General features: G+C 66.1%; 22 protein-coding genes. 14 read left to right on the forward strand and 8 right to left on the reverse strand.

Annotation, left to right across the window (positions count from 1 at the left end; all coding sequences use genetic code 11):
* Nucleotides 1–37: 37 nt before the first annotated feature.
* The 3 genes from AC5P8J_RS05290 (at nt 38) to AC5P8J_RS05300 (ending at nt 1,988) form a co-directional block, all read left to right on the forward strand.
* A complete protein-coding gene (locus AC5P8J_RS05290; RefSeq protein ID WP_058982857.1) occupies nt 38–421 on the forward strand; it encodes a sensory rhodopsin transducer in 384 nt (127 codons plus the stop codon).
* A gap of 100 nt (nt 422–521) precedes the next feature.
* A complete protein-coding gene (locus tag AC5P8J_RS05295; protein ID WP_227854192.1) occupies nt 522–1,388 on the forward strand; it encodes a glucose 1-dehydrogenase in 867 nt (288 codons plus the stop codon).
* A 6-nt stretch (nt 1,389–1,394) separates the two neighbouring features.
* A complete protein-coding gene (locus AC5P8J_RS05300; RefSeq protein ID WP_111098501.1) occupies nt 1,395–1,988 on the forward strand; it encodes a mechanosensitive ion channel domain-containing protein in 594 nt (197 codons plus the stop codon).
* A gap of 252 nt (nt 1,989–2,240) precedes the next feature.
* On the opposite strand, the gene AC5P8J_RS05305 is transcribed toward AC5P8J_RS05300, so the two are convergent.
* Together AC5P8J_RS05305 and AC5P8J_RS05310 are read right to left on the reverse strand one after the other, a co-directional pair.
* Nucleotides 2,241–3,329: a DNA glycosylase AlkZ-like family protein gene (locus AC5P8J_RS05305; protein WP_495216661.1), complete on the reverse strand. Its 1,089-nt coding sequence runs from the start codon at nt 3,327–3,329 to the stop codon at nt 2,241–2,243.
* 36 nt (nt 3,330–3,365) lie between these two features.
* A complete protein-coding gene (locus AC5P8J_RS05310; RefSeq protein WP_021202336.1) occupies nt 3,366–3,968 on the reverse strand; it encodes a TetR/AcrR family transcriptional regulator in 603 nt (200 codons plus the stop codon).
* Between the two features lie 241 nt (nt 3,969–4,209).
* On the opposite strand from AC5P8J_RS05310, the gene AC5P8J_RS05315 reads away from it, so the two are divergent.
* The gene (locus tag AC5P8J_RS05315; RefSeq protein ID WP_495216663.1) at nt 4,210–6,408 is read left to right on the forward strand and encodes a TonB-dependent receptor; all 2,199 of its coding nucleotides are present in this window, start codon (nt 4,210–4,212) and stop codon (nt 6,406–6,408) included.
* Between the two features lie 97 nt (nt 6,409–6,505).
* Here the strand turns inward: AC5P8J_RS05315 and AC5P8J_RS05320 are convergent, their stop codons facing one another.
* Both AC5P8J_RS05320 and AC5P8J_RS05325 read right to left on the reverse strand, forming a co-directional pair.
* Nucleotides 6,506–6,862, reverse strand: a complete 357-nt coding sequence (locus AC5P8J_RS05320; protein WP_227854195.1) for a hypothetical protein — start codon at nt 6,860–6,862, stop codon at nt 6,506–6,508.
* Between the two features lie 452 nt (nt 6,863–7,314).
* Nucleotides 7,315–7,980, reverse strand: a complete 666-nt coding sequence (locus AC5P8J_RS05325; protein ID WP_227854196.1) for a TraX family protein — start codon at nt 7,978–7,980, stop codon at nt 7,315–7,317.
* A 114-nt stretch (nt 7,981–8,094) separates the two neighbouring features.
* On the opposite strand from AC5P8J_RS05325, the gene pip reads away from it, so the two are divergent.
* From pip to AC5P8J_RS05365, 8 genes are all read left to right on the forward strand, one after another.
* A complete protein-coding gene (gene pip, locus AC5P8J_RS05330) occupies nt 8,095–9,042 on the forward strand; it encodes a prolyl aminopeptidase (protein WP_495216665.1) in 948 nt (315 codons plus the stop codon).
* Between the two features lie 206 nt (nt 9,043–9,248).
* Entirely contained in the window at nt 9,249–9,548 is a 300-nt protein-coding gene (locus AC5P8J_RS05335) for an EF-hand domain-containing protein (protein WP_021202331.1), read from the forward strand.
* 291 nt (nt 9,549–9,839) lie between these two features.
* The gene (locus tag AC5P8J_RS05340; protein WP_005413574.1) at nt 9,840–10,139 is read left to right on the forward strand and encodes a hypothetical protein; all 300 of its coding nucleotides are present in this window, start codon (nt 9,840–9,842) and stop codon (nt 10,137–10,139) included.
* Between the two features lie 63 nt (nt 10,140–10,202).
* Nucleotides 10,203–12,962 (forward strand): magnesium-translocating P-type ATPase, encoded by a 2,760-nt coding sequence (mgtA, locus tag AC5P8J_RS05345; RefSeq protein ID WP_227854198.1) that lies wholly within the window; start codon nt 10,203–10,205, stop codon nt 12,960–12,962.
* A gap of 30 nt (nt 12,963–12,992) precedes the next feature.
* Nucleotides 12,993–13,730 (forward strand): MgtC/SapB family protein, encoded by a 738-nt coding sequence (locus AC5P8J_RS05350; protein ID WP_021202328.1) that lies wholly within the window; start codon nt 12,993–12,995, stop codon nt 13,728–13,730.
* 235 nt (nt 13,731–13,965) lie between these two features.
* On the forward strand, nt 13,966–15,021 hold the full coding sequence (locus AC5P8J_RS05355) for a sensor histidine kinase (protein WP_019659806.1): 1,056 nt from the start codon (nt 13,966–13,968) through the stop codon (nt 15,019–15,021).
* Nucleotides 15,014–15,655, forward strand: a complete 642-nt coding sequence (locus tag AC5P8J_RS05360) for a response regulator transcription factor (RefSeq protein ID WP_021202327.1) — start codon at nt 15,014–15,016, stop codon at nt 15,653–15,655. Before AC5P8J_RS05355 ends, AC5P8J_RS05360 begins: the two co-directional genes overlap by 8 nt.
* Nucleotides 15,652–16,167, forward strand: a complete 516-nt coding sequence (locus tag AC5P8J_RS05365; protein ID WP_021202326.1) for a DUF1697 domain-containing protein — start codon at nt 15,652–15,654, stop codon at nt 16,165–16,167. The genes AC5P8J_RS05360 and AC5P8J_RS05365 overlap by 4 nt, the downstream gene beginning before the upstream one ends.
* A gap of 101 nt (nt 16,168–16,268) precedes the next feature.
* Here AC5P8J_RS05365 and AC5P8J_RS05370 read toward each other — a convergent pair whose 3' ends face one another.
* Together AC5P8J_RS05370 and AC5P8J_RS05375 are read right to left on the reverse strand one after the other, a co-directional pair.
* Complete coding sequence (locus AC5P8J_RS05370; RefSeq protein ID WP_021202325.1) at nt 16,269–17,441, reverse strand: low temperature requirement protein A; 1,173 nt, start codon at nt 17,439–17,441, stop codon at nt 16,269–16,271.
* Between the two features lie 9 nt (nt 17,442–17,450).
* Entirely contained in the window at nt 17,451–17,717 is a 267-nt protein-coding gene (locus AC5P8J_RS05375) for a hypothetical protein (protein ID WP_021202324.1), read from the reverse strand.
* Between the two features lie 203 nt (nt 17,718–17,920).
* Between AC5P8J_RS05375 and blaL1 the strand changes: the two genes are divergently transcribed.
* A complete protein-coding gene (gene blaL1 / locus AC5P8J_RS05380) occupies nt 17,921–18,790 on the forward strand; it encodes a L1 family subclass B3 metallo-beta-lactamase (protein WP_021202323.1) in 870 nt (289 codons plus the stop codon).
* A gap of 116 nt (nt 18,791–18,906) precedes the next feature.
* Here blaL1 and AC5P8J_RS05385 read toward each other — a convergent pair whose 3' ends face one another.
* Entirely contained in the window at nt 18,907–19,443 is a 537-nt protein-coding gene (locus tag AC5P8J_RS05385; protein ID WP_019659812.1) for a DUF411 domain-containing protein, read from the reverse strand.
* A 632-nt stretch (nt 19,444–20,075) separates the two neighbouring features.
* On the opposite strand from AC5P8J_RS05385, the gene AC5P8J_RS05390 reads away from it, so the two are divergent.
* Nucleotides 20,076–21,092 (forward strand): DUF4034 domain-containing protein, encoded by a 1,017-nt coding sequence (locus AC5P8J_RS05390; RefSeq protein ID WP_021202322.1) that lies wholly within the window; start codon nt 20,076–20,078, stop codon nt 21,090–21,092.
* 18 nt (nt 21,093–21,110) lie between these two features.
* Here the strand turns inward: AC5P8J_RS05390 and AC5P8J_RS05395 are convergent, their stop codons facing one another.
* Nucleotides 21,111–23,393, reverse strand: coding sequence for an FdhF/YdeP family oxidoreductase (locus AC5P8J_RS05395; RefSeq protein WP_021202321.1), 2,283 nt, complete (start codon nt 23,391–23,393; stop codon nt 21,111–21,113).
* Between the last annotated feature and the right edge of the window lie 111 nt (nt 23,394–23,504).

Consider the following 23,504-nt stretch of genomic DNA (forward strand, 5'->3'; position numbering starts at 1 on the left):
GACACGATGGCAACACCCGCCGGGCTAAAACGGCGTCATGGAAACGAACGCTTCCTGCATCGGGCATCGACGCTGGGCTATCGCCGAAGGCTACATTCCAGCCTGGAGCAACGGACCGTCACCGGAGATGCAGAGTCACGAAACCTGCTGTGTCCTCAATGCCGGCAACGAGGACGCGCATGTCACCCTGACCCTCTACTTCGAAGACCGAGATCCCGTGGGCCCGTACCGGGTCACCGTGCCGGCACGACGCACTTGTCACCTGCGCTTCAATGACCTGCAGGATCCGGCGCCGGTACCGCGCGGCACCGGCTTCGCTACCCTCGTCGAATCCGACCAGCCGATCATCGTGCAGCACACGCGACTGGATTCGCGTCAACCGGCCAACAGCATCATGACCACCATCGCCCATCCGCTGTGAAGTCCTGCGCGCACACATCCACGCCGCAACGACACCGCGCCCTCCGGCCGTTTACCGCCATGGAGGGACACTGGCCCCGGTTTCCTTCCGGAGAGTGACGATGGCCCTGCCCGACTACCCACGCCCGCCCTTCCCCGCCCAACAGCAATCCTTCCCCGGCAAGACCGCGCAGATGCAGCCCCGGCCGGACCACGGCGAGGACAGCTACCGCGGGCATGGACTGCTGCAGGGCAAGAAGGCACTGATCACTGGCGGTGACAGCGGCATCGGCGCGGCGGTGGCAATCGCGTTCGCGCGCGAAGGCGCCGACGTTGCCATCGCGTTCCTCGATGGTGAGCAGGACGATGCCCGCCATGTGCAGCAGCAGATCGAACAGGCCGGGCGCAAGGCCGTGCTGGTGCCCTGTGACATCAGCGACCCGGCACAGGCGCGCTCGCTCGTGGACCGCGTGGCCAGCGAACTGGACGGTCTCGATATCCTGGTCAACAACGCGGCGTACCAGCGCTACTACGAGCACTTCGACGACATCACCCTGGATGACTGGAAGCGGACGTTCGATACCAATGTGCATGCCGTGTTCAATCTGACCCGGCTGTGCGTGCCACACCTGCGCGGTGGCGGTGCGATCATCAACACCGCGTCGGTCAACTCCAAACGGCCGACGCCCAACATCCTTCCCTATTCTGGAACCAAAGGTGCCGTCGCCAACCTGACGCTGGGGCTGGCCGGCCTGCTGGCCGAGCATCAGATCCGCGTCAATGCCGTGCTGCCCGGCCCGATCTGGACGCCGTTCATTCCCGCAGGCATGGCCGCCGAAGAGGTCGAACAGTTCGGCGCGCAGACGCCATTCGGCCGCCCCGGGCAGCCGGCCGAGCTGGCCTCGGCCTATGTGATGCTGGCTTCGGACACCGCCAGCTACACCTCCGGTGCACTGCTGACCATCTCCGGCGGCGCGGCAACACTGTGACCCCTCATGGCCGGATTGCCCGCCTGGATCCAGGATTGGCTGACCGTGGTTGTGCCGGTGGCCGAGGTGCTGGCCATCCTCGGCGTCGCGTGGGTGATGGTGCGCGCCCTGGCGTGGCTGCTGGTGCAGGCCCGGCAGCGCGGCAGGCTGGCTCCAGAGCTTCATGTGGGCCTGCGCCGCGGCGGTGCATTGCTGCTGTATCTGGCGGCCGCGCTGCTGATACTGGAGCGGCTGGGCGTTTCGCGCTCGGTGCTGTGGACCGCGCTGACCGGGTTCATGGCGGTCGGTGCGGTGGCGTTCTTTGCAGCGTGGAGCGTGTTGTCCAACCTGTTCTGTTCGTTCCTGATCGTGGCTACGCGCCCGTTCCGCATCAACGACACGATCGAAGTGCTGGAAAGCGTGGACAAGCCGGGCCTGTGCGGCCAGGTGGTGGACATCAACCTGATCTACACCACGCTGAGTGATCGTGGCGAAGGCGCGCGCGGTTGCCTGCTGCGCGTGCCCAACTCTCTGTTCTTCCAGCGCATCACCCGGCACTGGGGTGACGGCGGGTATTCCCAGCTGCCGGGAGGCGTGCCAATCAAAGGCAAGGCGCGCTGAGTAGCTGTAGAGCCGAGCCCATGCTCGGCTTGCTGCGTGCAGCGCTCGGTGCAGCGAGACCTGAACGGAGTGCAGCCGAGCGCGGGCTCGGCTCTACAGGTGCATAGCGGGCGGCCCTATTCCGCCGTCAATGCCTGGATAGGGTCCAGCTGTGCAGCACTGTGTGCCGGGAAGCAGCCGAAGCCCAGCCCGATCACAGACCAACACATCAACGCGGCCAGCACCAGATAGGTACCCATGCGCCGCTTGACGCTACAGGAACTCCGCCATGCGCTGCAGCTCGTCGTCCAGCGCGCCACCAAACACCTTGTCGCGGGCCAGCGACTTGCCGGCATAACCCACGTTCGACACCAACTCACCCTCGCGCACGCTGAGATTGGCCCAGCCCACCACCTGGTCGTGCCACAACACCGGCAGTGCGTAGTAGCCATACTGGCGCTTCGGTGCAGGCGTGTAGGCCTCGAACTTGTACACCCATCCCCACAGCAGCTCGAAGCGACGGCGGTCCCACACCACCGGGTCGAACGGCGCCAGCAGGCGCACCTGTTCGTCCGGTGCATAGCGGCGCGAACGCGGATTCTCGTCCGCCGGCCAGTACCAGGTGGTGCCCTCCAGCGTGCAGCTGGCCAGCTGCTGCTTGGCCAGCGCCAATGCCTTGCGGGTCTGCTCGGCCAGATGCGGCGCACCATAGCCCAGCAGGCGCACCAGATAGGTCAGGCTGGCCGACGGCAGCGGCGCGTACTTGCGCACCACCAGGTCGATCAGGGCGGCGGCGCGCTCGACCTGCGCTTGTTCGCTGGCGTCCGGCTCGGCGTGCTCGGCCACTGCATAGATGCGGGTGCCACTATCGCGCCGCTGCACCCGCAGCAGGCCACGGTAGTGCATGCCGTCAAGCAGATGCGTGCTTGCGTTGCTGGTGCCGCCCCAGTAATTGGTCACCCGCCCATGCGCGAACGCCTGGTCCACCTCACGCGGGTGCACGCTGCCGCGCTCGCGCACGAAGGCCAGCACGTCGGCGGCGCGGCGTTGGGTCTCGGCGTCCCATTCGCGCTTGGACACGCGCGGGTGCATCAGTGCCAGATGCTCGCGCGGCAGGAAGCCGTAGTTCACCAGGCAGTCCTCTTCCACCGGCAGGCGCGCATAGCGGCGCTCAAGATCACCTGCGCGGTAGTCCTTCACCCGGTGCCGCAGGGTCAGGTCCTGCGCGCGTGCCGGCGCCCGGATCGGGTCGGCCTGCACGAAGCCCAGCTTCCGGATCGCGGTCAGCAGCGTGGTCGGCTTGAACAGGGTGCGCGCCACCGCGTAGCGGCGCAGATCTTCAAGGGTGGGCGTGGCAGGCATGGCCGCATTGTAGATCCACGCCATGCGTCGATGGCATCACGGTGATCCGTCCGCGTCCTCCGCATCCAACAACTGCAACGACCCGATCACCAGCGCCCGCATGCCCTGCTTGAACTCGGAGATCACCTGGCCCTCTTCGTCATCCGCAATCGCGTAGATGGTGTCGGCGCCGGCGATGCAGTAGAACGCGATCGTGGCCAGCAGCCAGCGTGCCTTGTCCATCGGCAGGCCGAAGACCTCGGCCACATGCGCCTGGTGCGAGGCGATCTTTTCCAGCATCGGCGCGGTCGCCACCGTGCGCCGCAACAGGTACGGTGGCAGCCCGGGATGTGCCTTCACCACCTCGCACAGTGACTCCACGAACCGCATCAGGTAGGCCTCCAGCCCACCCGGTGCGTCGACCGACGCGCGCGGAATCTCCCAGCGCTGGAACACCGCCTCGGCCACCAGGCGTTTCAACGCCTCCAAGTTGGCCACGCGCTTGTACAGCGCCGCCTGGGTCACCGCCAGTTCGGCGGCCACGTTGGCCATGGTCAGGTTGGGCAGGCCCAGACGGATGCCGATGTCGGCCAGGCGCTCCGGGGTGATGGTGGGCGGGCGGCCACGGGTCGGCGCCGTTGGATCGGGGTGCGTGCTCATACCCTGCTGAGGGTGCCAGCAAAAGGACCCTCTTGTCCGCTTCGCTCAATTTAGTTTATTTTACTCAACTAATTCGGAATGCGTCTGGTTCATCACCGGCGCGCCGTTGGCAACCGAGCCCAATGCTCACCTTCCCGCCAGGTTTCCACCCAGCCAACAACCCTGCACCGCGCCCCAATCCCGTGCGAGCCGATGGCCGCGCGCCGGGCGCCGTCGCACCTGCGATCCACAGGAACCTGGCATGCCCGTGTTCAACCTCACTTCCCCGCCGCGTCGTCCCGCACCCCCTGCAGACCCTGTCCTGGGGCATCCGCCGGACGTGGCCCGGCGCTACCGGGTTTCGGCCCTGGCATTGGCCCTGCTGGCATCGCCAGCCGCGCTGGCCGAAACCGCGCCATCCACCCTGCCCTCGGTGCAGGTGCAGGAGCAGCGCCGCGTCACGGGTGACTATGCCGGCGGCCAGGTCGCGGCTGGCAGCCGCGTCGGCCTGCTCGGCGACAAGGACTTCATGGACACGCCGTTCAGTACGGTCAGCTACACCGAGTCGTTCATCCGTGACCGCCAGGCCAAGGACCTGACCGACGTCATCGCCGCCACCGACCCCACCGTCTTCAGCAACGGCGTCACCGGCGCATGGAGCGAGAACTACGCGATCCGCGGCTTCGCCTCCAGCACCAGCGACACCACCTTCAATGGCCTCAGCGGCATGGCGCCCTACTACCGCACTTCGCCGGAAATGTTCGAACGCATCGAGGTGCTGAAAGGCCCCTCGGCGTTGCTCAACGGCATGCCGCCGGGCGGCTCGGTCGGTGGCAGCGTCAACCTGGTCCCCAAGCGTGCCGGCGATCAACCGCTGCTGCGGGTCAGTGCCAATTTCGCCTCCGATGCTCAGTTCGGTACCCATGTGGATATGGGTCGCCGCCTCGGTGCCGACAAGCAGTTCGGCATCCGCTTCAACGGTGCCTACCGTGATGGTGACGGCGCCGTCGGCAAGCAGCGCAAGAAGGTACAGCTCGGTTCGCTGGCACTGGACTGGCGCGGCGAACGTGCGCGGCTGTCGGCCGATCTGTACAGCGCCGATGACCGTGTTGACGGCCCCTCGCGTGGCGTCGGCCTGGCACCGGGTGTGGCCATTCCGCGCCCGCCGCGCGGCGATACGCTGATCAACCCGGACTGGGCCTACGTGGACAGCCAGGACAAGGGCGCGATGCTGCGCGGCGAGCTGGACATCAATGACACCCTGATGGCCTACCTGGCCTACGGCACCAGCAAGACCGACTACCGCTACAACGGTTCGATCAGCGCGCAGATCCTCAATCCAGCCGGCGACTTCACCACAGTGATCGGCCAGCTCGCCTTCAATATCAAGAAGCAATCCGCAGATGCTGGTCTGCGTGGCAGTTTCCGCACCGGCGCTGTCGGCCACCAGTGGGCCGCCAACGTGACCCACTACCAGCACACCCAGAACGACTACGGCCGGCGCAGCGTACCCGGCTGGGACTGGACCACCAATCTGTACAACCCGGTATGGGGCCCGGCCGCGCCGTTCGTGGCACCGCACATCTCGCATACCGAGCTGCGCTTGGACAGCCTCGGCTTCGCCGATACCCTCTCCTTCGCCGATGACCGCGTGCAGCTGACGCTGGGCGTGCGCCGCCAGCAGGTAGTCAGCGAGACCTTCAGCGTGGCCACGGGCGCACGCACTTCACGCTACGACGAGAGCGCCACCACCCCGGCTGCGGCGCTGCTGCTGAAGGCCACCGACACGATCTCCCTCTACACCAACTACATCGAAGGCCTCAGCCAGGGCGCCACCGCGCCGATGACCGCTGCCAATGCCGGTGATGTGTTCGCACCGTTCCGCACCAAGCAGAAGGAGCTGGGCCTGAAGCTGGACCTGGGCCGCTTCGCGCACACCTTCAGCGTGTACGAGATCAAGCGACCGAGCAGCTATACCGACCCGGTCACGAATATCTTCTCGTTTGGCGGCGAGCAACGTAATCGCGGCGTGGAATGGGGCTTCTTCGGCGCACCGCTGGACGGCGTGCGCCTGCTCGGTGGCGTGGCCTATGTGCAGCCGAAGCTGACCCGCACGGCCGGTGGCGTGAATGAAGGGCGCATCGCTACCGCCGTGGCGCAGCGGCAGGCCAAGCTGGGCGTGGAGTGGGATGTGCCGACCTTGCAGGGCCTGACCTTGACCGGCACTGCCACGGCGATGTCCAAGCAGTACATCAGTGCCGACAACCGCCTGTCGGTACCGGGGCGTACGTTGTTCGACGTGGGCGCGCGCTACAGCACCACCGTGGCGGGTCGATCGCTTGCGCTGCGGGCCAGCGTGAACAACGTGACCAACAAGTCGTATTGGGGCATGCCGTTGTTGTCGAGCCTGGCGCTGGGTGCACCGAGGACGGTGCTGGTGTCGGCAACGATGGATTTCTAAGCTGGCGTGGAACCCCTGTAGAGCCGAGCATAGGCTCGGCTCTACAGGTCGTCAGGCAATCCGCGAACGGCAGCCACGCATGGCGTGGATCTACGTGTCATTCCGGATGCAGGCGATAGATGGCGTGGCTGGTCAACGCGAATGCCGCCAGCTTCAGCCCTTCCATTACGCGATCACCCACGTACTGTTCCGGGCCGCCATTCTGGCGGGCGCGTTCGGCCGCCAGCAGGATCTCCTGCACCACACGCAGCCCGGCCAGCGCACCGTCGGCGTCGGCCAACGCCAGGCACCGGCCCGGCAGCTGGTGGCGCTCGGGCCAAGGCTGGCCGTCAGAGGCCGCGCCCAGCCCGATGCTGTGCAGCAGGGCCGTCAGGTTGTTGGGATCGGGCGGGATGTCGTGCCCCTCATCGGCATTGGCCGGGGCGCGCTGATGGGGGAACTCCGATGCGTTCATGGCAGGTCTCTGTGCAAGGCATGCGGGACCCTTAACAAAGGCGGCGGACGGTACGTGTGTGGAAACCGGTAGCTAAGCGTCATTACCCGGTGGGTTCGCTTGCGCGCACCCCACGTACCGCCCGCCATAGAACGCGAACGGAATGCCAGCCGGCGCCGCGCAAGGCGACGCCCGCTGGCAAGCGTAGACAACGCATAGCTAAACGGGTTTCCACACCCGGCCACCCTTTTTCGGTGGCAATCCATCACGTGCACAGCGGGGTGGCAGGCGACAACAACCCAAGTGCAAAGACAGCAACGTTCACGCAGTGGCAGCATTGTCGCATATCGACAATCGCGCCGAAAATTCAATAACTCGCACCATGCCGATGGCGGCATGCTTCACACGCATTGGCACCGCGCATTCCTTGACCGCATCCGGCATTCAGGACATGCCACATGCCAGTTCCGACATTACGCAAGCAGATGGGCAACCAATGCCAGCACCGCCAGATGCCCAACGTAGTACCCATAGAACGCCCAACGCCAGCGCGGCAGTTGCCTCGGCACCCGCGTCGCCAGCACGACCATAGGAACAGCCAGCATTGCCCAGCCGTTGTGGTTGGCCCAGCACACCGCTGCAAGCCCAACCAGCAACAGCCACCACGCCCGATGCCGGAACGCGATCCATCCCAGCAGCACGCAGCCGACACCCGCCCACTGGTAATCCACGAACATCGGCAGCACGCCGGCAGCCAGCAACAGCAGAACGGGCCGATGGTTCGCCAGCGCATGAACGGCCACAACCGCCAAAGTGAAGGTAAGCAGGATGTTGAGCGGCAGGCAGGAACCAAACGCGAATGCGTGCAATGGCTGCGCGATCAGCCCCCATAGCGCGAGCCGGCGGATCGATTTGCGCAGGTCGGCGCCCGGCTGGGCCAGGTTGCAGGCCATCACCAGCGCGAACAGCGGGAAGGCGATACGCCCCAGTTCGCTGACCACCGGCACGTAGCCCCCGAGCACCACCTTGGCCACGTGGTCGCCGGTCATGGCCAGCAGCGCGATCCACTTCAACAGCTCGCGCGCGCCGCTGCCGAGGCTGAGGTTGAACGTGGACGTCCCGGTCGTGGTCGCTAGCATCGCGGAAGCTTATGCGCATCGGCCAGCGCATTTCCAGCGCCGCGCAGGAGCCCGCCACTGCAAGCCGTAGATGGCGGCGCTATGCTGGCCGCCCCTGCTTGTGAGACACCTGCCATGCGCACCCTGTACCCGGCCATCGAGCCCTACCGCCAGTTCACCCTGCAGGTGAGCGATCTGCACACGCTGCACATCGAAGAGTGCGGCACGCCGGAGGGAATCCCGGTGGTGTACCTGCACGGTGGCCCGGGCGCTGGCATTTCACCCACCCATCGCCGCTTCTTCGACCCGGCGCGCTACCGAATCGTGCTGATCGACCAGCGTGGCAGCGGCCGCTCCACGCCGTTTGGCGAACTGCGCGACAACACCACGCAGGACCTGGTGGCCGACATCGAGAAGGTGCGCGAGCACCTCGGCATCGAGCGTTGGTTGGTCTACGGCGGCTCCTGGGGTTCGACGCTGTCGCTGGCCTATGCACAGGCACATCCCGAGCGCGCCACGGGCCTGATCGTGCGTGGCGTGTTCCTCGGTCGTGAGATCGAGAACCGCTGGTTCGCCGAGGCCGACGGTGGTGCGCGCTGGATCTTCCCGGAGCGCTGGGACCGCTACGAGGCCTACATCCCGGAAGCCGAGCGTGGCGACATGATCGCGGCCTACTGGACGCGCATGGATGGCCCGGATCAGTCAACCCGCGTCGAAGCCGCGCAGGCCTGGTTGGGCTGGGAAGACAACGCCGCCACCCTGCAGCACGACGTGGATGCGCAATCCACCGATGATCCGCTGGATACGCTGGCCAAGGCTCGTATTGAAGCGCACTACTTCCGCAACGGCATCTTCCTGGAGCCCGACCAGCTGCTGCGCAACATCAATCGCATCCGCCATCTGCCCTGCGTGATCGTGCAGGGGCGCTACGACATCATCTGCCCGCCGCGCAGCGCCTGGGATCTGGCCAAGGCGTGGCCGGAAGCCCGGCTGGAGATGGTGACCTCCGGCCACAGCGCGAACGAGCCGGCCACGGTGGATGCGCTGGTGCGGGCGACGGACGCCTTTGCCGACCGTTTCTGAGCAGATGGTAGTGCCGGCCGCTGGCCGGCATGCCACCGTTCGAGGGTTGCGTCGACTCCGCGCAATCGCTGCTGCGCGGCCCGGTGAATGGCGGCCCACCGGCAACGGCCCACGGCCCCATTCTTCGCAGCCCGCTTACAGCCCCGCGCAGAAGATCCGGCGGTGACCACCGCACCGGTGGTTCGCCCTTTCCTCAGGAGCACACCATGACCGGTTATCGCTGCCTTCCCATCGCTCTCTCGCTATGTGGGGGCCTGCTGCTGGGCGCCTGTTCCAATCCCCAGGAGGCCAGCAAGGCCACCGCCGCCGAGGACGTGACAGAAGTAAGGCTCATCCCTGCCTACGAATCGCTGGACAAGGACAAGGACGGCATCGTCACGCTGGCCGAGGTGGATGCCGTGGCACCGGACTGGGCCGAACGACTGCACGCCTGCGACACCGACCGCAACAAGACGCTGAGCCGCGGCGAGTACGACGTGTGCAAGCAGACCAGCGCTTCGCATTGATCCATCATTGAGCCCTCGACTGGCGCTGCGCATGCCGGCTATACCAAGGTATAGCCGGGCTAACCCACGAGCCTCTAGGCCTGCCCCATTCAGGGGCGGACAATAGCGCCACTGGCCAGGGCAACCCTGGCTGGCACCCTCCCCTCATGGAGACGCAGATGGACCCCGACCCTGCTGGGCGCACCGCGCCCCGGATGACCGCTTGTTGCCTGTTCCTGGCGCCTGCCCGCCGGTCCCTGCCTGCCTGAGTGACGGGGGACCGCCAGGCGCCGCCTGTCTGGAGATCGCCCCATGTCCTACAAGATCCTCTACATCACCCTGCGCCGCCTGATCGGCGAGCGCGATGTCGCCGCCCTGCGCAGCCAGCTGCTGCAGCACGGCCCCGTGATGTTCGCCCGTTCGCTGTCACTCGGTTCGCCACGCGTGGTGGCCGACGCGCTGTCGCTGCTGCCGATCAGCGAGCGCATCACCGTGCTGCGCCACCTGCCCTATCCCCTGCGCGATGCAATGAAGCCGCTGTGCATCGGCGGCAGCCAGCGCCTGCACATGCAGCCGTGGTCGCCGGCAGTGCTGGCGATGCGCCACGCCTGATCTGCCTCACTCATTCCGTTCGTGTCCCGGCTGCGGCCGGCTCTGACATTCGAGGAGCGTCCCATGAGCCTGCTCAATGCCTGGTTCAACGCCTTCCTGCGCAGCCGTCGCGCAGGCAACCTGTTCCGCCGCCGCGCGATGCCCGAAGCCGGGTTTGGCCCGGGCAGCGCCGAAGCGGCGCCGTTCGCGCTCACCACCGGCCTGGTCACCCTTGCCCAGCAGGATGAAACCCAGCTGCTGACCACCTTGGAATCGCATGCCGATGGCCTCAGCCCGCATGAGGCCGAGGAGCGACTGGCCACGCTCGGCCCCAACGAGGTGGATCACGAAAAGCCGCTGCCGTGGTGGCGCCATCTGTGGCAGTGCTACCGCAATCCGTTCAACCTGCTGCTGACCGTGCTGGCGGCGGTGTCCTGGCTGACCGAGGACATCAAGGCGACGATCGTGATTGGCACGATGGTGCTGTTGTCGACGCTGATCCGCTTCGTGCAGGAAGGTCGCTCGAACCGCGCCGCCGAGCGACTGAAGGCATTGGTCGGCAATACCGCACGCGTGCTGCGCCGCAATCCGGGCACCGAGGCTGCGGATGTGGCCGACCAGTACTTCGGCGCGCACCTGCACAGCCGGCGCCCGGCGCGCCTGCTGGACCTGCCGATCCGCGAACTGGTGCCCGGTGACCACATCGTGCTGTCGGCCGGCGACATGATTCCGGCCGATTGCCGCGTGCTGACCGCCAAGGATCTGTTCGTGGCGCAGGCGGCGATGACCGGCGAATCGCTGCCGGTGGAAAAGTTCGCGCACCCGGGCGACGGCCTGGCTGGCCTGCTGGAACAGCACAACCTGCTGTTCATGGGCACCAACGTGGTGTCCGGCACTGCCACCGCCGTTGTGCTGGCCACCGGCAACCGCACCTATTTCGGCACGCTGGCCCTGCGCAGCACGGCCACCGACCGTGCACCGACCGCGTTCCAGGCCGGCGTCAACAGTGTCAGCTGGCTGCTGATCCGCTTCGCGCTGGTGATGGTGCCGTTCGTGCTGCTGATCAACGGCTGGACCAAGGGCGACTGGACCGAAGCATTCCTGTTCGCGCTGTCGGTGGCGGTGGGCCTGACGCCGGAAATGCTGCCGATGATCGTTACCTCCACCCTGGCCAAGGGTGCGGTGCTGCTGTCGCGGCGCAAGGTGATCGTCAAGCGCCTGGATGCCATCCAGAACTTCGGCGCGATGGAAGTGCTGTGCACCGACAAGACCGGCACCCTCACCCAGGACAGGATCGCGCTGGAGCGTCATACCGATGTGTTCGGCCAGGATTCGGAAGACGTGCTGAAGTTCGCCTATCTCAACAGCCACTTCCAGACCGGGCTGATCAACCTGCTGGACCGTGCAGTGCTGGAGCACGTGGAGCTGCAAAGCTCGCTGCGGCTGTCGCAGGACTACCACAAGGTGGATGAGATCCCGTTCGACTTCGAGCGCCGCCGCATGTCGGTGGTGGTCTCCGAGCGCGAGGATCACCACGAGCTGATCTGCAAGGGGGCCGTGGAAGAAATGCTGGCGGTGTGCAGCACCGTGCGCGAGAACGGCCAGGACATGCCACTGGACGAGCACCGCCTGGCCCGCGTGCGGCAGACCACCGAGGAACTGAACGAACAGGGCCTGCGCGTGGTGGCGGTGGCGATGAAGGAGACCGCCGCAAGCCAGACCACCTATTCGCAGGCCGACGAATGTGGCCTGACCCTGGTCGGCTACGTCGCCTTCCTGGACCCGCCGAAGGAATCGGCAGCGCAGGCGCTGCAGGCGCTGGCCGCGCATGGCGTGGAGGTCAAGGTGTTCACCGGCGACAACGAACTGGTGACCGCCCGCGTCTGCGCGCAGGTGGGGCTGGACGCCGATACCATCCTGACCGGCCCTCATATCGAGCGCATGGATGATGGCGCATTGTCACGGGCGCTGCACCACCACCGCGTGTTCGCGCGGCTGACGCCGCTGCACAAGGAACGGCTGGTACGCGAGCTGCGCGCCCAAGGCAAGGTGGTCGGCTTCCTCGGTGACGGCATCAACGATGCCCCGGCACTGCGTGCGGCCGATATCGGCATCAGCGTGGACAGTGCAGTGGACATCGCCAAGGAGGCGGCTGACATCATCCTGCTGGAAAAGAACCTGATGGTGCTGGAGGAAGGTGTCATCCAGGGCCGGCGCACGTTCAACAACATGCTGAAGTACATCCGCATGACCGCCAGCTCCAACTTCGGCAACGTGTTCTCGGTGCTGGTAGCCTCGGCCTTCCTGCCGTTCCTGCCGATGCTGCCGCTGCAGCTGCTGGTGCAGAACCTGCTGTACGACATCTCGCAGATCGCCATTCCGTTCGACAACGTGGACGAGGAACTGGTGCGCAAGCCGCTGAAGTGGAACCCGGCGGACATCGGCCGCTTCATGGTGTTCTTCGGGCCGATCAGCTCGATCTTCGACCTGACCTGCTTCGCGCTGATGTGGTACGTGTTCGATGCGCGCACCGCCGGCGACCAGAGCCTGTTCCAGTCCGGCTGGTTCGTGGTCGGCCTGCTGACCCAGACCCTGATCGTGCACATGATCCGTACGCCGAAGGTACCGTTCCTGCAGAGCATCGCCGCGCCGCCACTGCTGCTGATGACCGGCCTGATCATGGCCATCGGCGTGGCTCTGCCAATGAGCCCGTTGGCCGGTTACTTCAAGCTGCAGGCGCTGCCGGCTGGCTACTGGCCGTTCCTGGTGGCGATCCTGTTCGGCTATGCGGTGCTGACCACCGCGCTGAAGAAGTTCTACATCCGCCGGTACGGCTGGCAGTAAACGCCCGCCGCTTGTCCAGGGAGAAACACAATGGACATCAATCCCAACCTGCCGGCCTTCAACGCCGGCGCGACCTTGAGCTCGCTGATCAGCCTGTCGGTGGCGTTCGTGCTGGGCACGGTCATCGGCCTGGAGCGGCAGCTGCGCCAGCGCACCGCAGGCCTGCGCACCAACACGCTGGTGGCGGTGGGCGCGGCAGTCTTCGTCGATCTGGCGGTGCGCTTCCATGACCTGTACGGTGGTCCACCCTCGCCGCTGCATGTGGTGGCCTATGTGATCTCCGGCGTCGGCTTCCTCGGCGCCGGTGCGATCATGAAGGACGGCGCCCAGGTGTCCGGCCTGAACACCGCCGCCACCCTGTGGGGCTCGGCGGCGGTGGGTGCGTGTGCCGGAATCAAGCTGCTGCCCGAAGCGGTGCTGGCGGCAGTGTTCGTTCTGGCCGCCAACACCCTGCTGCGGCCGGTGGTGAACCGCATCCAGCGGCAGCCGCTGCCGGAAGCGTTCAGCGAGGCGACCTATGCGATCAACGTGGTCTGCCAGCGCGAGCAGCAGGCCGAGGTACTGGACCGGCTGTTGCTGCTGCTTGAGCAGGCGCAGTATCCGGTGCGCGCGGTGGACCAGCGGCCATTCGGCGAGCGTGACGTGGAGATCGAAGCGGTGCTGTATGCCACCACGGTGGATGCCGGTGAGCTCGATGCCGTGCTGGCCACCCTGGCGACCACGCCCGGTGTGCTGCAGGGCTTCTGGAACGCCAGCCTTGAGGAGTAGTGCCGGCCGCCGGCCGGCAACCCCATGATCCCCGGACGCACCGTGCATCGCTTTGGTGGGCGCCGACCGTTGGTCGGCACAAACCCTCATCGCCCCCGCCATTCACTTGCTGTGCCGACCAACGGTCGGCACCTACCAGGAGTCGGCACCCACCGCACGAGAGCACGCCGACCAAGGTCGGCATCCAACGGTGATGGCTTTGCTATCCTTTTCCCCCACGCAAGGGAGCTCCCCGATGCCATCGCTGTCGCCCCGCCGCCCGCTGGTGCTGCTGGCCCTGATCGTCGTGATGGCGGCGATCTTCCTGATCGACACCGTCACCGATTATGCGGTTGCCGCGGCCTGCTTCTATGCAGCGGTCATCCTTGCGGCGTCGCGCGTGCTGGGCGCGCGCGGGCTGATCACCCTGGCCATCGCCTGCATCGCGCTGACCGGGTTGAGCTTCTTCCTGACCCGCTTCGGCACCTACCGCATCGGCCTGGTCAACTCGGTGATCGGCATGCTGGTGATCGGCATCACCACCTATCTCGCTCTGAACATGGAAGCGGCCAAGGCCGCAGTGCAGGAAGCGCAGGGCCGCCTGCTGCGGGTGGCACGCGCGTCCACCGTAGGCGAGCTCACCACCTCCATCGCCCATGAAGTCAACCAGCCACTGGCCGCAATCGCCAGCAGCGCCGAAGCCTGCCAGCGCTGGCTGGCGCAGGACCCGCCGAACGTGGACAAGGCCCGGCAGACCGTGGCCCGCATCCTCGCCGACGCGCACCGCGCCGGTGACGTGATCGCCCGCATCCGCGGCCTGACCCAGGGCGCGGCACCGGAACGACGCGCCTTCGACCTGAACCAGGCGGTGGAGGAAATGCTGGCGCTGTCGCGCAGCGAACTGAACCGGCATGGCGTGGCCGTAGCCCTGCTGCTGGACCCCGACCTGCCACAGGTACACGCCGACCGCGTGCAGGTGCAGCAGGTGATCGGCAACCTGATCCTCAATGCAGTGGATGCAATGGAAGCCATACCCGCAGGCGACCGCCGTCTGTCGCTGCTGACCCGGCGCGACGGCCAGCGTGTCAGCCTCAGCGTACGCGACCGTGGCGTCGGCCTGCCCGCCGACCATCCCGAACGCGTCTTCGATGCGTTCTGGACCACCAAGTCACACGGGCTGGGCCTGGGCCTCAGCTTGAGCCGTTCGATGATCGAAGCCAACGACGGCCAGATCCGCGCCGAACGGCCGGCAGGCGGCGGTGCCTGCTTCGTGTTCGACCTGCCCATCGTCACGGATGCCCAACATGCGTAGGCCCGCTACCCCTGCCGTCGATCCGGCACCCATCGTGTATGTGGTCGACGACGATCCGTCGGTGCGCGCGGCGCTGGAAGACCTGCTGGCATCGATGGGCTTGCGGGTGCACGCCTTTGCATCCACCCAGGCGTTCCTTGAACACGACCTGGTAGACGCACCGGCCTGCCTGGTGCTGGACGTGCGCATGCCCGGCCAGAGCGGCCTGGAATTCCACCGCACGATGGGCAACCATGGGTTGCGGCTGCCGGTGGTGTTCATCACCGGCCACGGCGACATCGCCATGGGTGTCAACGCAATCAAGGACGGCGCCATCGAGTTCCTGACCAAGCCCTTCCGTGACCAGGAGCTGCTCGATGCCATCCACAGGGGCATCGAGATCGACCGCCAGCGCCGCCGCGACGGCGACGTGCTGGGCGCCCTGCAGCAGCGCTGGGATTCATTGAGCGCGGGCGAGCGCGAGGTGGTCGATGGCGTGGTGCGCGGCCGCCTCAACAAGCAGATCGCCGCTGACCTCGGGGTCAGCGAGATCACGGTCAAGGTGCGCCGTGCGCAGGTGATGCGCAAGATGGGCGCACGCACCCTGGTTGACCTGGTACGCATGTACGACCGCCTGCAGGCGGGGACGCCATGAACGCCTACGTCGCCTTGCTGCGCGCGGTCAACGTCGGCGGCACCGGCAAGCTCCCTATGCGCGAACTGGTGGCGATGTGCGAGGACGCAGGCTTCGCCGATGTCCGCACCTACATCGCCAGCGGCAACGTGGTGTTCCGCAGCTCGCTCGACGAGGCGGGCGTGCGCCAGGCCCTCGGCGAGCGGCTCAAGGTCTATGCTGGCAAGCCGGTGGGCGTGCTGGTGCGCTCGGCCAACGAGATCGCCGGCGTGGTGGCGCGCAATCCATTTCCGCAGGCGGCCGGCAATCGTGTGGTCGCCCTGTTCCTCGACGGCAGCCTGCCCGCCGATCCGCTCGACGGCGTGACCGGCCGGCGTGACGAACAGCTCGCACTCGGCACGCGCGAGATCTTCGTTCATTACGGTGCTGGCATGGCCGACTCGCGCCTGCGGATGCCCTATGCCCAGCAAGGCACTGCCCGCAACATGAACACGGTGGGCAAGCTTGCCGCGATGGTCGCCGCGTTGGCCTAGCCTGCCAGCATTTCTTGTGCAGCGGTGCTGAAGTCGAGTGTCAGTTGACTGCTCGGCGCTTGCGCTCGATGGCGGCTGGAGCGCTTTGCTGACGCAACGGATCACGCCCGCTGCAGGCGACGCTTCAACCGCGTATCCATCAACCCCACGGCCAGCAGCACCGCACTGGTCAGCCAACCGGCGGCCAGCAGATGGCTGTGCGGCAAGACCACGCCCAACACGACCAGCGCCATGGCACCGAACAGATGCGAATACGGGGCGCGCCCGTACACAACGCGCTTGTAGAGGGCGCTGCCAAGCAGGTAGATCAACGGCCCGGCGGCCAGCACCGCTGCATACACCGGCGTCACCGCCGCTTCCGGGTGATCCATCACCAGGTCGTTGCCCACCGCGGTGGCGATGATGCCGGCGATCAGCAATGCATGCACATAATGGAAGTTGGCCCCCATCCGTCCGGGGTCTTCCGCGTGGGTGATGGCCTCTGTGGCATCGTGGCTGGAGATGCCGAAGTACAGCCACCACATGGCAATCGTGCCGGCGAAGGTGGCCAGCACCGCCGATACCACTTCAAGGTCCCAGTGCTCGACGTCGCTGAGCACACCCCCGGTGGCCAGCAACGTCTCACCCAGTGCGACGATGACGAACAGCTGGCAGCGTTCGGCCAGGTGCCCCCCCTCAATGGTCCAGTCGCGAGTGTGCGAACGACCCATGCCCGGGAACGCGAAGCCAAACATCGGCGAGATGTATTCGCAGGCCACCGCCATCGCCCACAGTGCCAGCCGCAGGTGGCCCTCGGCCGCCGCGCCGGCCAGCCAGAAGCAGGCCGACACGCTGACCCAGGCCAGCATGCGGCGGAAGTTCGGAGCCAACGGATGGTTGCGGCCGACCTCCAGCAACACGAACGCGGTGCGTCCGACCTGCATCGTGGCGTACGCCCCGGCGAAGATCCACGCACGATCGGCGAATGCCTCGGGAATGGACGAGGACATCAACAACGCCAGCAGCATGGTGGCGAACATCAGGCCCCGGATGCGCGGCGCCTCCGGGTCGAACCAGTTGCTGACCCAGCACGCGTATTGCCAGCCGAGCCAGACCGCGAACCACAGCACCAGGGTCTGCAGCACGCCGGCCAGGTCCATGTGATGCAGCAGATGGTGGCTGAGCTGGGTGACCGCGAACACGTAGACCAGGTCGAAGAACAGTTCTTCGTAGGTCACGCGGGCATGATGGCCATCGCGGTGGCGCAGCGCGGGCAGGCGCAGTCGGGTACTCATGCAACTCCTTCAGCGCGCCAGGCGCCAGTACAGGAAACCGGCCAGCAGCGACGGCACGGCGAACACCAGCAGCAGGATCGGCAGCTCTTCGCGTACTGCGTAACCGGCCCTGCTGACCCCCACCCACATGTTGGCCACGGCCACCAGAAGCCAGGTGGCGATGAAGGCGATCAGCGCCGTGGGCAGCTGCGAGGTGCCCACGCTCCAGAGGCGGCCAAACAGCAGGAACACCCCTAGCAGGAGCACGCCACCCAGCATCACCATGAGCACATGCATGGTCCACCTCCTTGAGACTGAAAGCAGGCTAGCCCCGGCCGATTCTGCGCTCCAGCCTGTGGAGATGGATTCACAATCCACAGCAAGCGAACAATCCCTGCATCGACTGCGGCGGAGCTTATCGCAGCCATGAATTATTCGCGAAACGGCCCGCCCAGGGTACGTGCTAGCTTCATCGGCCCCAGTCCAGACACCTTTCTGCCATGCGCCTCTGCCTGACTACCCTCGCCCTGGCTGCCACGCTTGCCTTTGATGTCACTGCCGCCGACGAACCGCTGCCCCAGCTCCGGGCCTACACGGTGGACAGTTCATGGCTGCAGCCGATGGCACCGCTGCAGATTGCCGACCACACCTGGCAGATCGGCACCGAGGACCTGACCGCGCTACTGGTGCAGACCGCCGACGGTGCGGTGCTGCTTGACGGCGGCATGCCGCAGATGGCCGGTCACCTGCTGGACAACATGAAGCTGCGCGGCGTGGCCCCGCAGGACCTGCGATTGGTCCTGCTCAGCCATGCGCACGCCGACCACGCCGGCCCGGTCGCCGAGCTCAAGCGTCGCACCGGCGCGCATGTGGCGGCCAATGCAGAAACGGCGGTGCTGCTGGCGCGCGGTGGCAGCAACGACCTGCACTTTGGCGACAGCATCACCTTTCCGCCGGTCAGCACCGACCGCATCATCATGGATGGCGAGGTGGTCAACGTGGGCGGCATCGCGTTCACCGCGCACTTCATGCCGGGACACACCCCGGGCAGCACTGCCTGGACCTGGACCGATACCCGCGATGGCAAGCCGGTGCGCATCGCCTATGCCGACAGCCTGAGCGCGCCGGGCTACCAGCTCCAGGGCAACGCCCGCTATCCCCGCCTGGTCCAGGACTACCGACGTAGCTTCGCCATGGTGCGCGGCCTGCCCTGCGACCTGTTGCTGACTCCGCATCCGGGCGCCAGCAACTGGAACTATGCTGCTGGCAGCAACGCCAGCGAGAAGGTACTGAGCTGCAAAGCCTACGCGGATGCGGCCGAGAAGAAGTTCGACGCCCAGTTGGCCAAGGAAACGGCCACGGCACGCTGATCCTGTAGAGCCGAGCCCATGCTCGGCTTGCCGGCCAAACACAGCCGAGCATAGGCTCGGCTCTACACAAGACGCGTCGGAGAGTGCCGGTCAGGACGACCGGCACCCTCCGTCCATCAGCCGCCCTGACCGTGCTGGGCAAACGGCTCGGTGCTGCCGTCGGTGCGCACCAGCTCGACGGTGTACGGCTGCACGTAGCCGTCCGGCATTTCCATGCCCGGCGAACCGGCTGGCATGCCGGGCAGCACCAGCCCGCGCGCGGCCGGGCGTTCGGCCAGTAGGCGCTTGATGTCCTCGGCCGGGATGTGACCCTCGACCACGTAACCGCCGATCTCGGCGGTATGGCAGGAGGCCTTGCCGACCGGCACGCCCAGGCGGACCTTGATTGGATTCATGTCATCGGTGTCGCGCACATCGACCTGGAAGCCGGCGGCCTTCAGGTGGTCGACCCAGATGCCGCAGCAACCGCAGCTGGCGGTCTTGTGCACGATGGCGACCGGCAAGGCTGGATCGATCTTGGCCGGGCTGGCCTGGGCCGGTGCCGGTGCTTCGCTGGCGACCGGTGCCGCGGAGGATTCTTCGGCGGCACGAGCGCAGGCGGTCGTGGCCAGCACGGTGCCCAGCAGCAGGCCGAGGGAAAGAGTACGGTTCATTGAGTGATTCCTTTGCAGAGGCGGGCAAAGCGGCCCGCCACCCACGCATTGAAGGCGCAGGTAGCGTTGAGAGAAAGTCGAACAGTCATGGCAGGCGCTTGAGGCCTGCAGGAATTCACGCGATGGGGGGACGCAACGGATCCGGCATCAACGGGGGCGCGCGTTGCTGGCTACTGGCTGGAGCGGGCGCCTCGCGCCAAAGGGAGGCTGGTGTCCCGTTCAGCGTTGCCAACATGCCCAAGCACGCCGGCGGGCATTCGCACTGGCCACTCTGGCAAGCCGCCGGACCTGCATCATCGCAACACCCCGCCGAAGCTATCCCGGCCGAGTGCGGTGCCACGCAATGGTCCTGGCTGGCCGGACCGCTGTAGGAAGACGCGGCGAGCGCCAGCGCCGGTGCATTCAGCACCAGGGCAACAAGCAGCATCCATCGCAGCAGCAGGCCAGGCAGGTTCACCCGCCGATGATAGCCGATGCACAACTGCACAGCATGGGGTGGCAGCGCCCACGCCCGCCTGGCAGCCACGCTGCCGACTTGCGCGACGGCCCCTGCTATGGCGAGATGGCGATCGTGGCCCACTGCCTTGCCATGCCCCTGTCCCTGACACGGAGTTTCTCCCATGAATGGATTCATGCGAACACTGCTTGTGATGCTGTTGTTGTCGTGCGCGACCATCGCCCACGCCGGTGCATCCGGTGAAGATGAAGCAAGCGAACGCGCCGAAGTCTCCCGGCAGGCAAAGCAACTGCTGGAGAAGCAGGATTTCGCCAGACTGGAGCAACTCGCCAGTCGTTACCGGGATACGGATCGCTACTTCAGCAGCGGTGTCTGGAAGCTCTCGGCGTACTACGTTGGCATCGGCTATGCCTTCAGCATGAGCAACCGTGACCCGGCCTACTGGCAGGGTCGCGAGAAACTCGTGCAGGCATGGATCTCGCGCTACCCCAGGTCGCCGTCGGCGCGCCTGGCCATGGCTGAGATGCTCAGCCGCCAAGGCTGGAGCATCCGCGGCCCCGGCTATGCAAATACGGTGAAGGAAGAGGACTGGGCACCGTTCAAGGCGCTGCAGCAGCAGGCCGTTGACTACCTGCTGAAGTACAAGGACATCGCCAGCACGGACCCGTACTGGTACGAGTCGATGGAACACCGGGCGATCGAACAGAGTTGGGATGCAGACCGCTTCTTCGCATTGCATGACGAAGGCATCGCGCGCTATCCGGGCTACTTCCCGCTCTACTTTGCTGCCGTGCGCTATTTCGCTCCGAAGTGGGGCGGCGATCCGGCTGGCCTGGAAGCCTATGCACGCAGGGTCATGGCTGCGGCCCCACCGCAGGACCAATACATGCTGTACGCCCGTATCTACTGGGTCGCCTCGCAGCGGGAGTACGAGGACCGTTTGTTCACCGAGTCGAAAGTGAACTGGCCGACCATGAAACGCGGCTTCGAAGACGTGCTGTCACGTTATCCCTCGCCATGGAACCTGCAATCATTCGCCTACTTCGCCTGCCAGGCCAATGATCCCGTCAAGGCCCGTGAACTGCTGGCACAGATCCAGGAACCGATCGTGGGCGCCTGGCGGGATAGCGCCAACTATTTCCGTTGCTCCTTTGCGCTGGATGAACCCAATCCACATGCCGGAAGCCCATAGGACTGGATTGATCCACTGCTAGGTGACCGCCGGCATCGCCCGCATCCGCACCGGGATCGACTTGGCTGCGGGGGTGCCGCTGATCCGGTCGTGGTAATCCAGCGGCAGCAACGGGTTCAGTTCGGGGTAGTAGCCGGCCAGCGCGCCGCGCGGCATCGGGTAATCGAGCACGGTCAAGCCTTCGATGCGTCGCTGCACGCCATCACTGCTGATCGTCTCCAGGCTGACCAGCGCCTCCTTCCGCAGCCCGCGCGCCAGCCGGTCCTCGATGTTCATGAACAGCACCATGCGATCGTTGTACACGCCGCGATAGCGATCGTTGTAGCTGTAGATGGTGGTGTTGTACTGATCGTGCGAGCGTACGGTGGCCAGCCGCAGCATGTCGGGGTCGTGAACCGGATCATCCACGTCCAGGCCAGGCATCACCAGGATGTTGGCCTTGCCATTGGGCGTGGGCCAGACGCGGCGACGCGGCGGGATATCCAGATGGAAGCCGTGCGGCTGCTGGATGCGCTGGTTGAAGCCGGTGTAGATCTCCGGGTACACGGCCGCGATCAACTCACGGATGTGTGCGTAGTCGTGCATGCAGCCTGCCCAGTCGACCCTGCTGCGTGGCAGCGTGGCCATCGCCATGCGACAGACGATCTCGACCTCGGGCAACACATCGGGGCTGACCGGCTCGAGTACGCCCCGCGAGTCGGTCACATTGGACATCGCGTCTTCAATGGTGATGAACTGCTCGCCGGTCGGCGTGACGATGCGCTCCGAGCGCGCCACCACCGGCAGGATCAGCGCATCGCGGCCATGAACAAGATGCCCACGGTTGAGCTTGGTAGCGATGCCCACGGTCAGGTCCAGGCCGCGCATTGCCTCGTACGCGCGCGGTGTATCAGGCACCGCATGAATGAAGTTGCCACCCAGGCCGATGAACACCTTGGCACTGCCATCCAGCATCGCCTCGATCGACTCGACCACGTGATGGCCATGCTCGCGTGGCGGGTCGAAGCCGAATACCTGCTGCACGCGGTCCAGGTAGGCCGGCTTCGGCTTTTCATCGATGCCGACAGTGCGGTCGCCCTGCACATTGGAATGGCCCCGGATCGGCCCGATGCCAGCACCGGGCTTGCCGAAGTTGCCACGCAACAACAGAAGGTTGGCGACCTGCTGCAGCAGGCGCGAGCCGTACTGGTGCTGGGTCAGCCCCATGCCGTAGCAGATCACGGTGGCATTGGAGCGGATGTAGATCTCCGCACAGCGACGGATCTGCGCCTGCGAAATGCCGGACACCTGCACGATCTGATCCCAGTCCTGCGCCATCACGTCGTCGCGCAGCGCCTCCAGGCCCACCGTGTGTTCGGCGAGGAATGCATGGTCGAGCACACGCTCACCCTGCGCCTCGCGCTCGAACATCACCTTCATCATGCCCTTGATCAGGGCCAGGTCGCCGCCGATGCGGATGTGCACGAACTCGCTGCTGATCTCTGTCGAACCGAACGTGGCCATCTGCACCACGTCCTGCGGTTCTGCGAAGCGGATCAGCGCGCGCTCGGGCATCGGGTTGACCGCCACGATCGGAATGCCGCGTTTGCGTGCCTCCACCAGGTTGCTCATCATCCGCGGCGAATTGGTGCCGGTGTTCTGGCCAATCACGAAGATGGCCTCGGCGTGATCGAAATCCTGCAGCACGATGGTGCCCTTGCCCACCCCGATGGCCGGCGGCAGCCCGCGGCTGGTCGGCTCGTGGCACATGTTCGAGCAGTCCGGGAAATTATTGGTGCCGAACTCGCGCACGAAGATCGAATACAGGAACGCCGCTTCGTTGGGCGTGCGCCCGGAGGTGTAGAACTCGGCCTGGTGAGGACTGTCCAGTGCCCGCAGGTGACGGCCGATCAGTGCGAAGGCATCGTCCCAGCTGCACGGCACATAGTGATCGGTCGCAGCGTCGTAGCGCATCGGCTCTGTCAGCCGCCCCTGCATCTCCAGCCAGTAGTCGGTCTGCGCCATCAGCTCGGTCACGGTGTGCCGGGCGAACAGCTCACGACCGGCACGGAACTGCGTGGCTTCCCAGGCCAGTGCCTTCGCGCCGTTCTCGCAGAACTCCAGCTTCCTGCGTTCGTCGGCATCGGGGAACGCACAGCTGGGGCACTTGAAGCCACCGGGCTGGTTCATCGCCAGCAGCGCCTTCGACCCCTTGCCGATGACACTCTGCTGCAGCAGCACCTTGGCCGTGGCACCAGCGGCACCCCAGCCTCCGGCCGGCTGGTTGTAGGGCTTGTAGCGCGGCGGTTTCTGCTCGGACATGTTCGGGAACCTGGCGGAAGGAACGCAACAACGAACGGCACAACGCGGTCCGGCGGTGCATTCAGTGGCACGACCAGCCGCACAGTCAAGCACGGCCCGCGGCGCTTCGCC

Source organism: Stenotrophomonas sp. YJH_SMC_37 (genome assembly GCF_059370035.1).

Coding starts and splice junctions, on each gene's coding strand:
- AC5P8J_RS05290 (WP_058982857.1), top strand. CDS start 38: ATGGAAACGAACGCTTCCTGCATCGGGCATCGACGCTGGGCTATCGCC.
- AC5P8J_RS05295 (WP_227854192.1), top strand. CDS start 522: ATGGCCCTGCCCGACTACCCACGCCCGCCCTTCCCCGCCCAACAGCAA.
- AC5P8J_RS05300 (WP_111098501.1), top strand. CDS start 1,395: ATGGCCGGATTGCCCGCCTGGATCCAGGATTGGCTGACCGTGGTTGTG.
- AC5P8J_RS05305 (WP_495216661.1), bottom strand. CDS start 3,329: ATGCCTGCCACGCCCACCCTTGAAGATCTGCGCCGCTACGCGGTGGCG.
- AC5P8J_RS05310 (WP_021202336.1), bottom strand. CDS start 3,968: ATGAGCACGCACCCCGATCCAACGGCGCCGACCCGTGGCCGCCCGCCC.
- AC5P8J_RS05315 (WP_495216663.1), top strand. CDS start 4,210: ATGCCCGTGTTCAACCTCACTTCCCCGCCGCGTCGTCCCGCACCCCCT.
- AC5P8J_RS05320 (WP_227854195.1), bottom strand. CDS start 6,862: ATGAACGCATCGGAGTTCCCCCATCAGCGCGCCCCGGCCAATGCCGAT.
- AC5P8J_RS05325 (WP_227854196.1), bottom strand. CDS start 7,980: ATGCTAGCGACCACGACCGGGACGTCCACGTTCAACCTCAGCCTCGGC.
- pip (WP_495216665.1), top strand. CDS start 8,095: ATGCGCACCCTGTACCCGGCCATCGAGCCCTACCGCCAGTTCACCCTG.
- AC5P8J_RS05335 (WP_021202331.1), top strand. CDS start 9,249: ATGACCGGTTATCGCTGCCTTCCCATCGCTCTCTCGCTATGTGGGGGC.
- AC5P8J_RS05340 (WP_005413574.1), top strand. CDS start 9,840: ATGTCCTACAAGATCCTCTACATCACCCTGCGCCGCCTGATCGGCGAG.
- mgtA (WP_227854198.1), top strand. CDS start 10,203: ATGAGCCTGCTCAATGCCTGGTTCAACGCCTTCCTGCGCAGCCGTCGC.
- AC5P8J_RS05350 (WP_021202328.1), top strand. CDS start 12,993: ATGGACATCAATCCCAACCTGCCGGCCTTCAACGCCGGCGCGACCTTG.
- AC5P8J_RS05355 (WP_019659806.1), top strand. CDS start 13,966: ATGCCATCGCTGTCGCCCCGCCGCCCGCTGGTGCTGCTGGCCCTGATC.
- AC5P8J_RS05360 (WP_021202327.1), top strand. CDS start 15,014: ATGCGTAGGCCCGCTACCCCTGCCGTCGATCCGGCACCCATCGTGTAT.
- AC5P8J_RS05365 (WP_021202326.1), top strand. CDS start 15,652: ATGAACGCCTACGTCGCCTTGCTGCGCGCGGTCAACGTCGGCGGCACC.
- AC5P8J_RS05370 (WP_021202325.1), bottom strand. CDS start 17,441: ATGAGTACCCGACTGCGCCTGCCCGCGCTGCGCCACCGCGATGGCCAT.
- AC5P8J_RS05375 (WP_021202324.1), bottom strand. CDS start 17,717: ATGCATGTGCTCATGGTGATGCTGGGTGGCGTGCTCCTGCTAGGGGTG.
- blaL1 (WP_021202323.1), top strand. CDS start 17,921: ATGCGCCTCTGCCTGACTACCCTCGCCCTGGCTGCCACGCTTGCCTTT.
- AC5P8J_RS05385 (WP_019659812.1), bottom strand. CDS start 19,443: ATGAACCGTACTCTTTCCCTCGGCCTGCTGCTGGGCACCGTGCTGGCC.
- AC5P8J_RS05390 (WP_021202322.1), top strand. CDS start 20,076: ATGCGAACACTGCTTGTGATGCTGTTGTTGTCGTGCGCGACCATCGCC.
- AC5P8J_RS05395 (WP_021202321.1), bottom strand. CDS start 23,393: ATGTCCGAGCAGAAACCGCCGCGCTACAAGCCCTACAACCAGCCGGCC.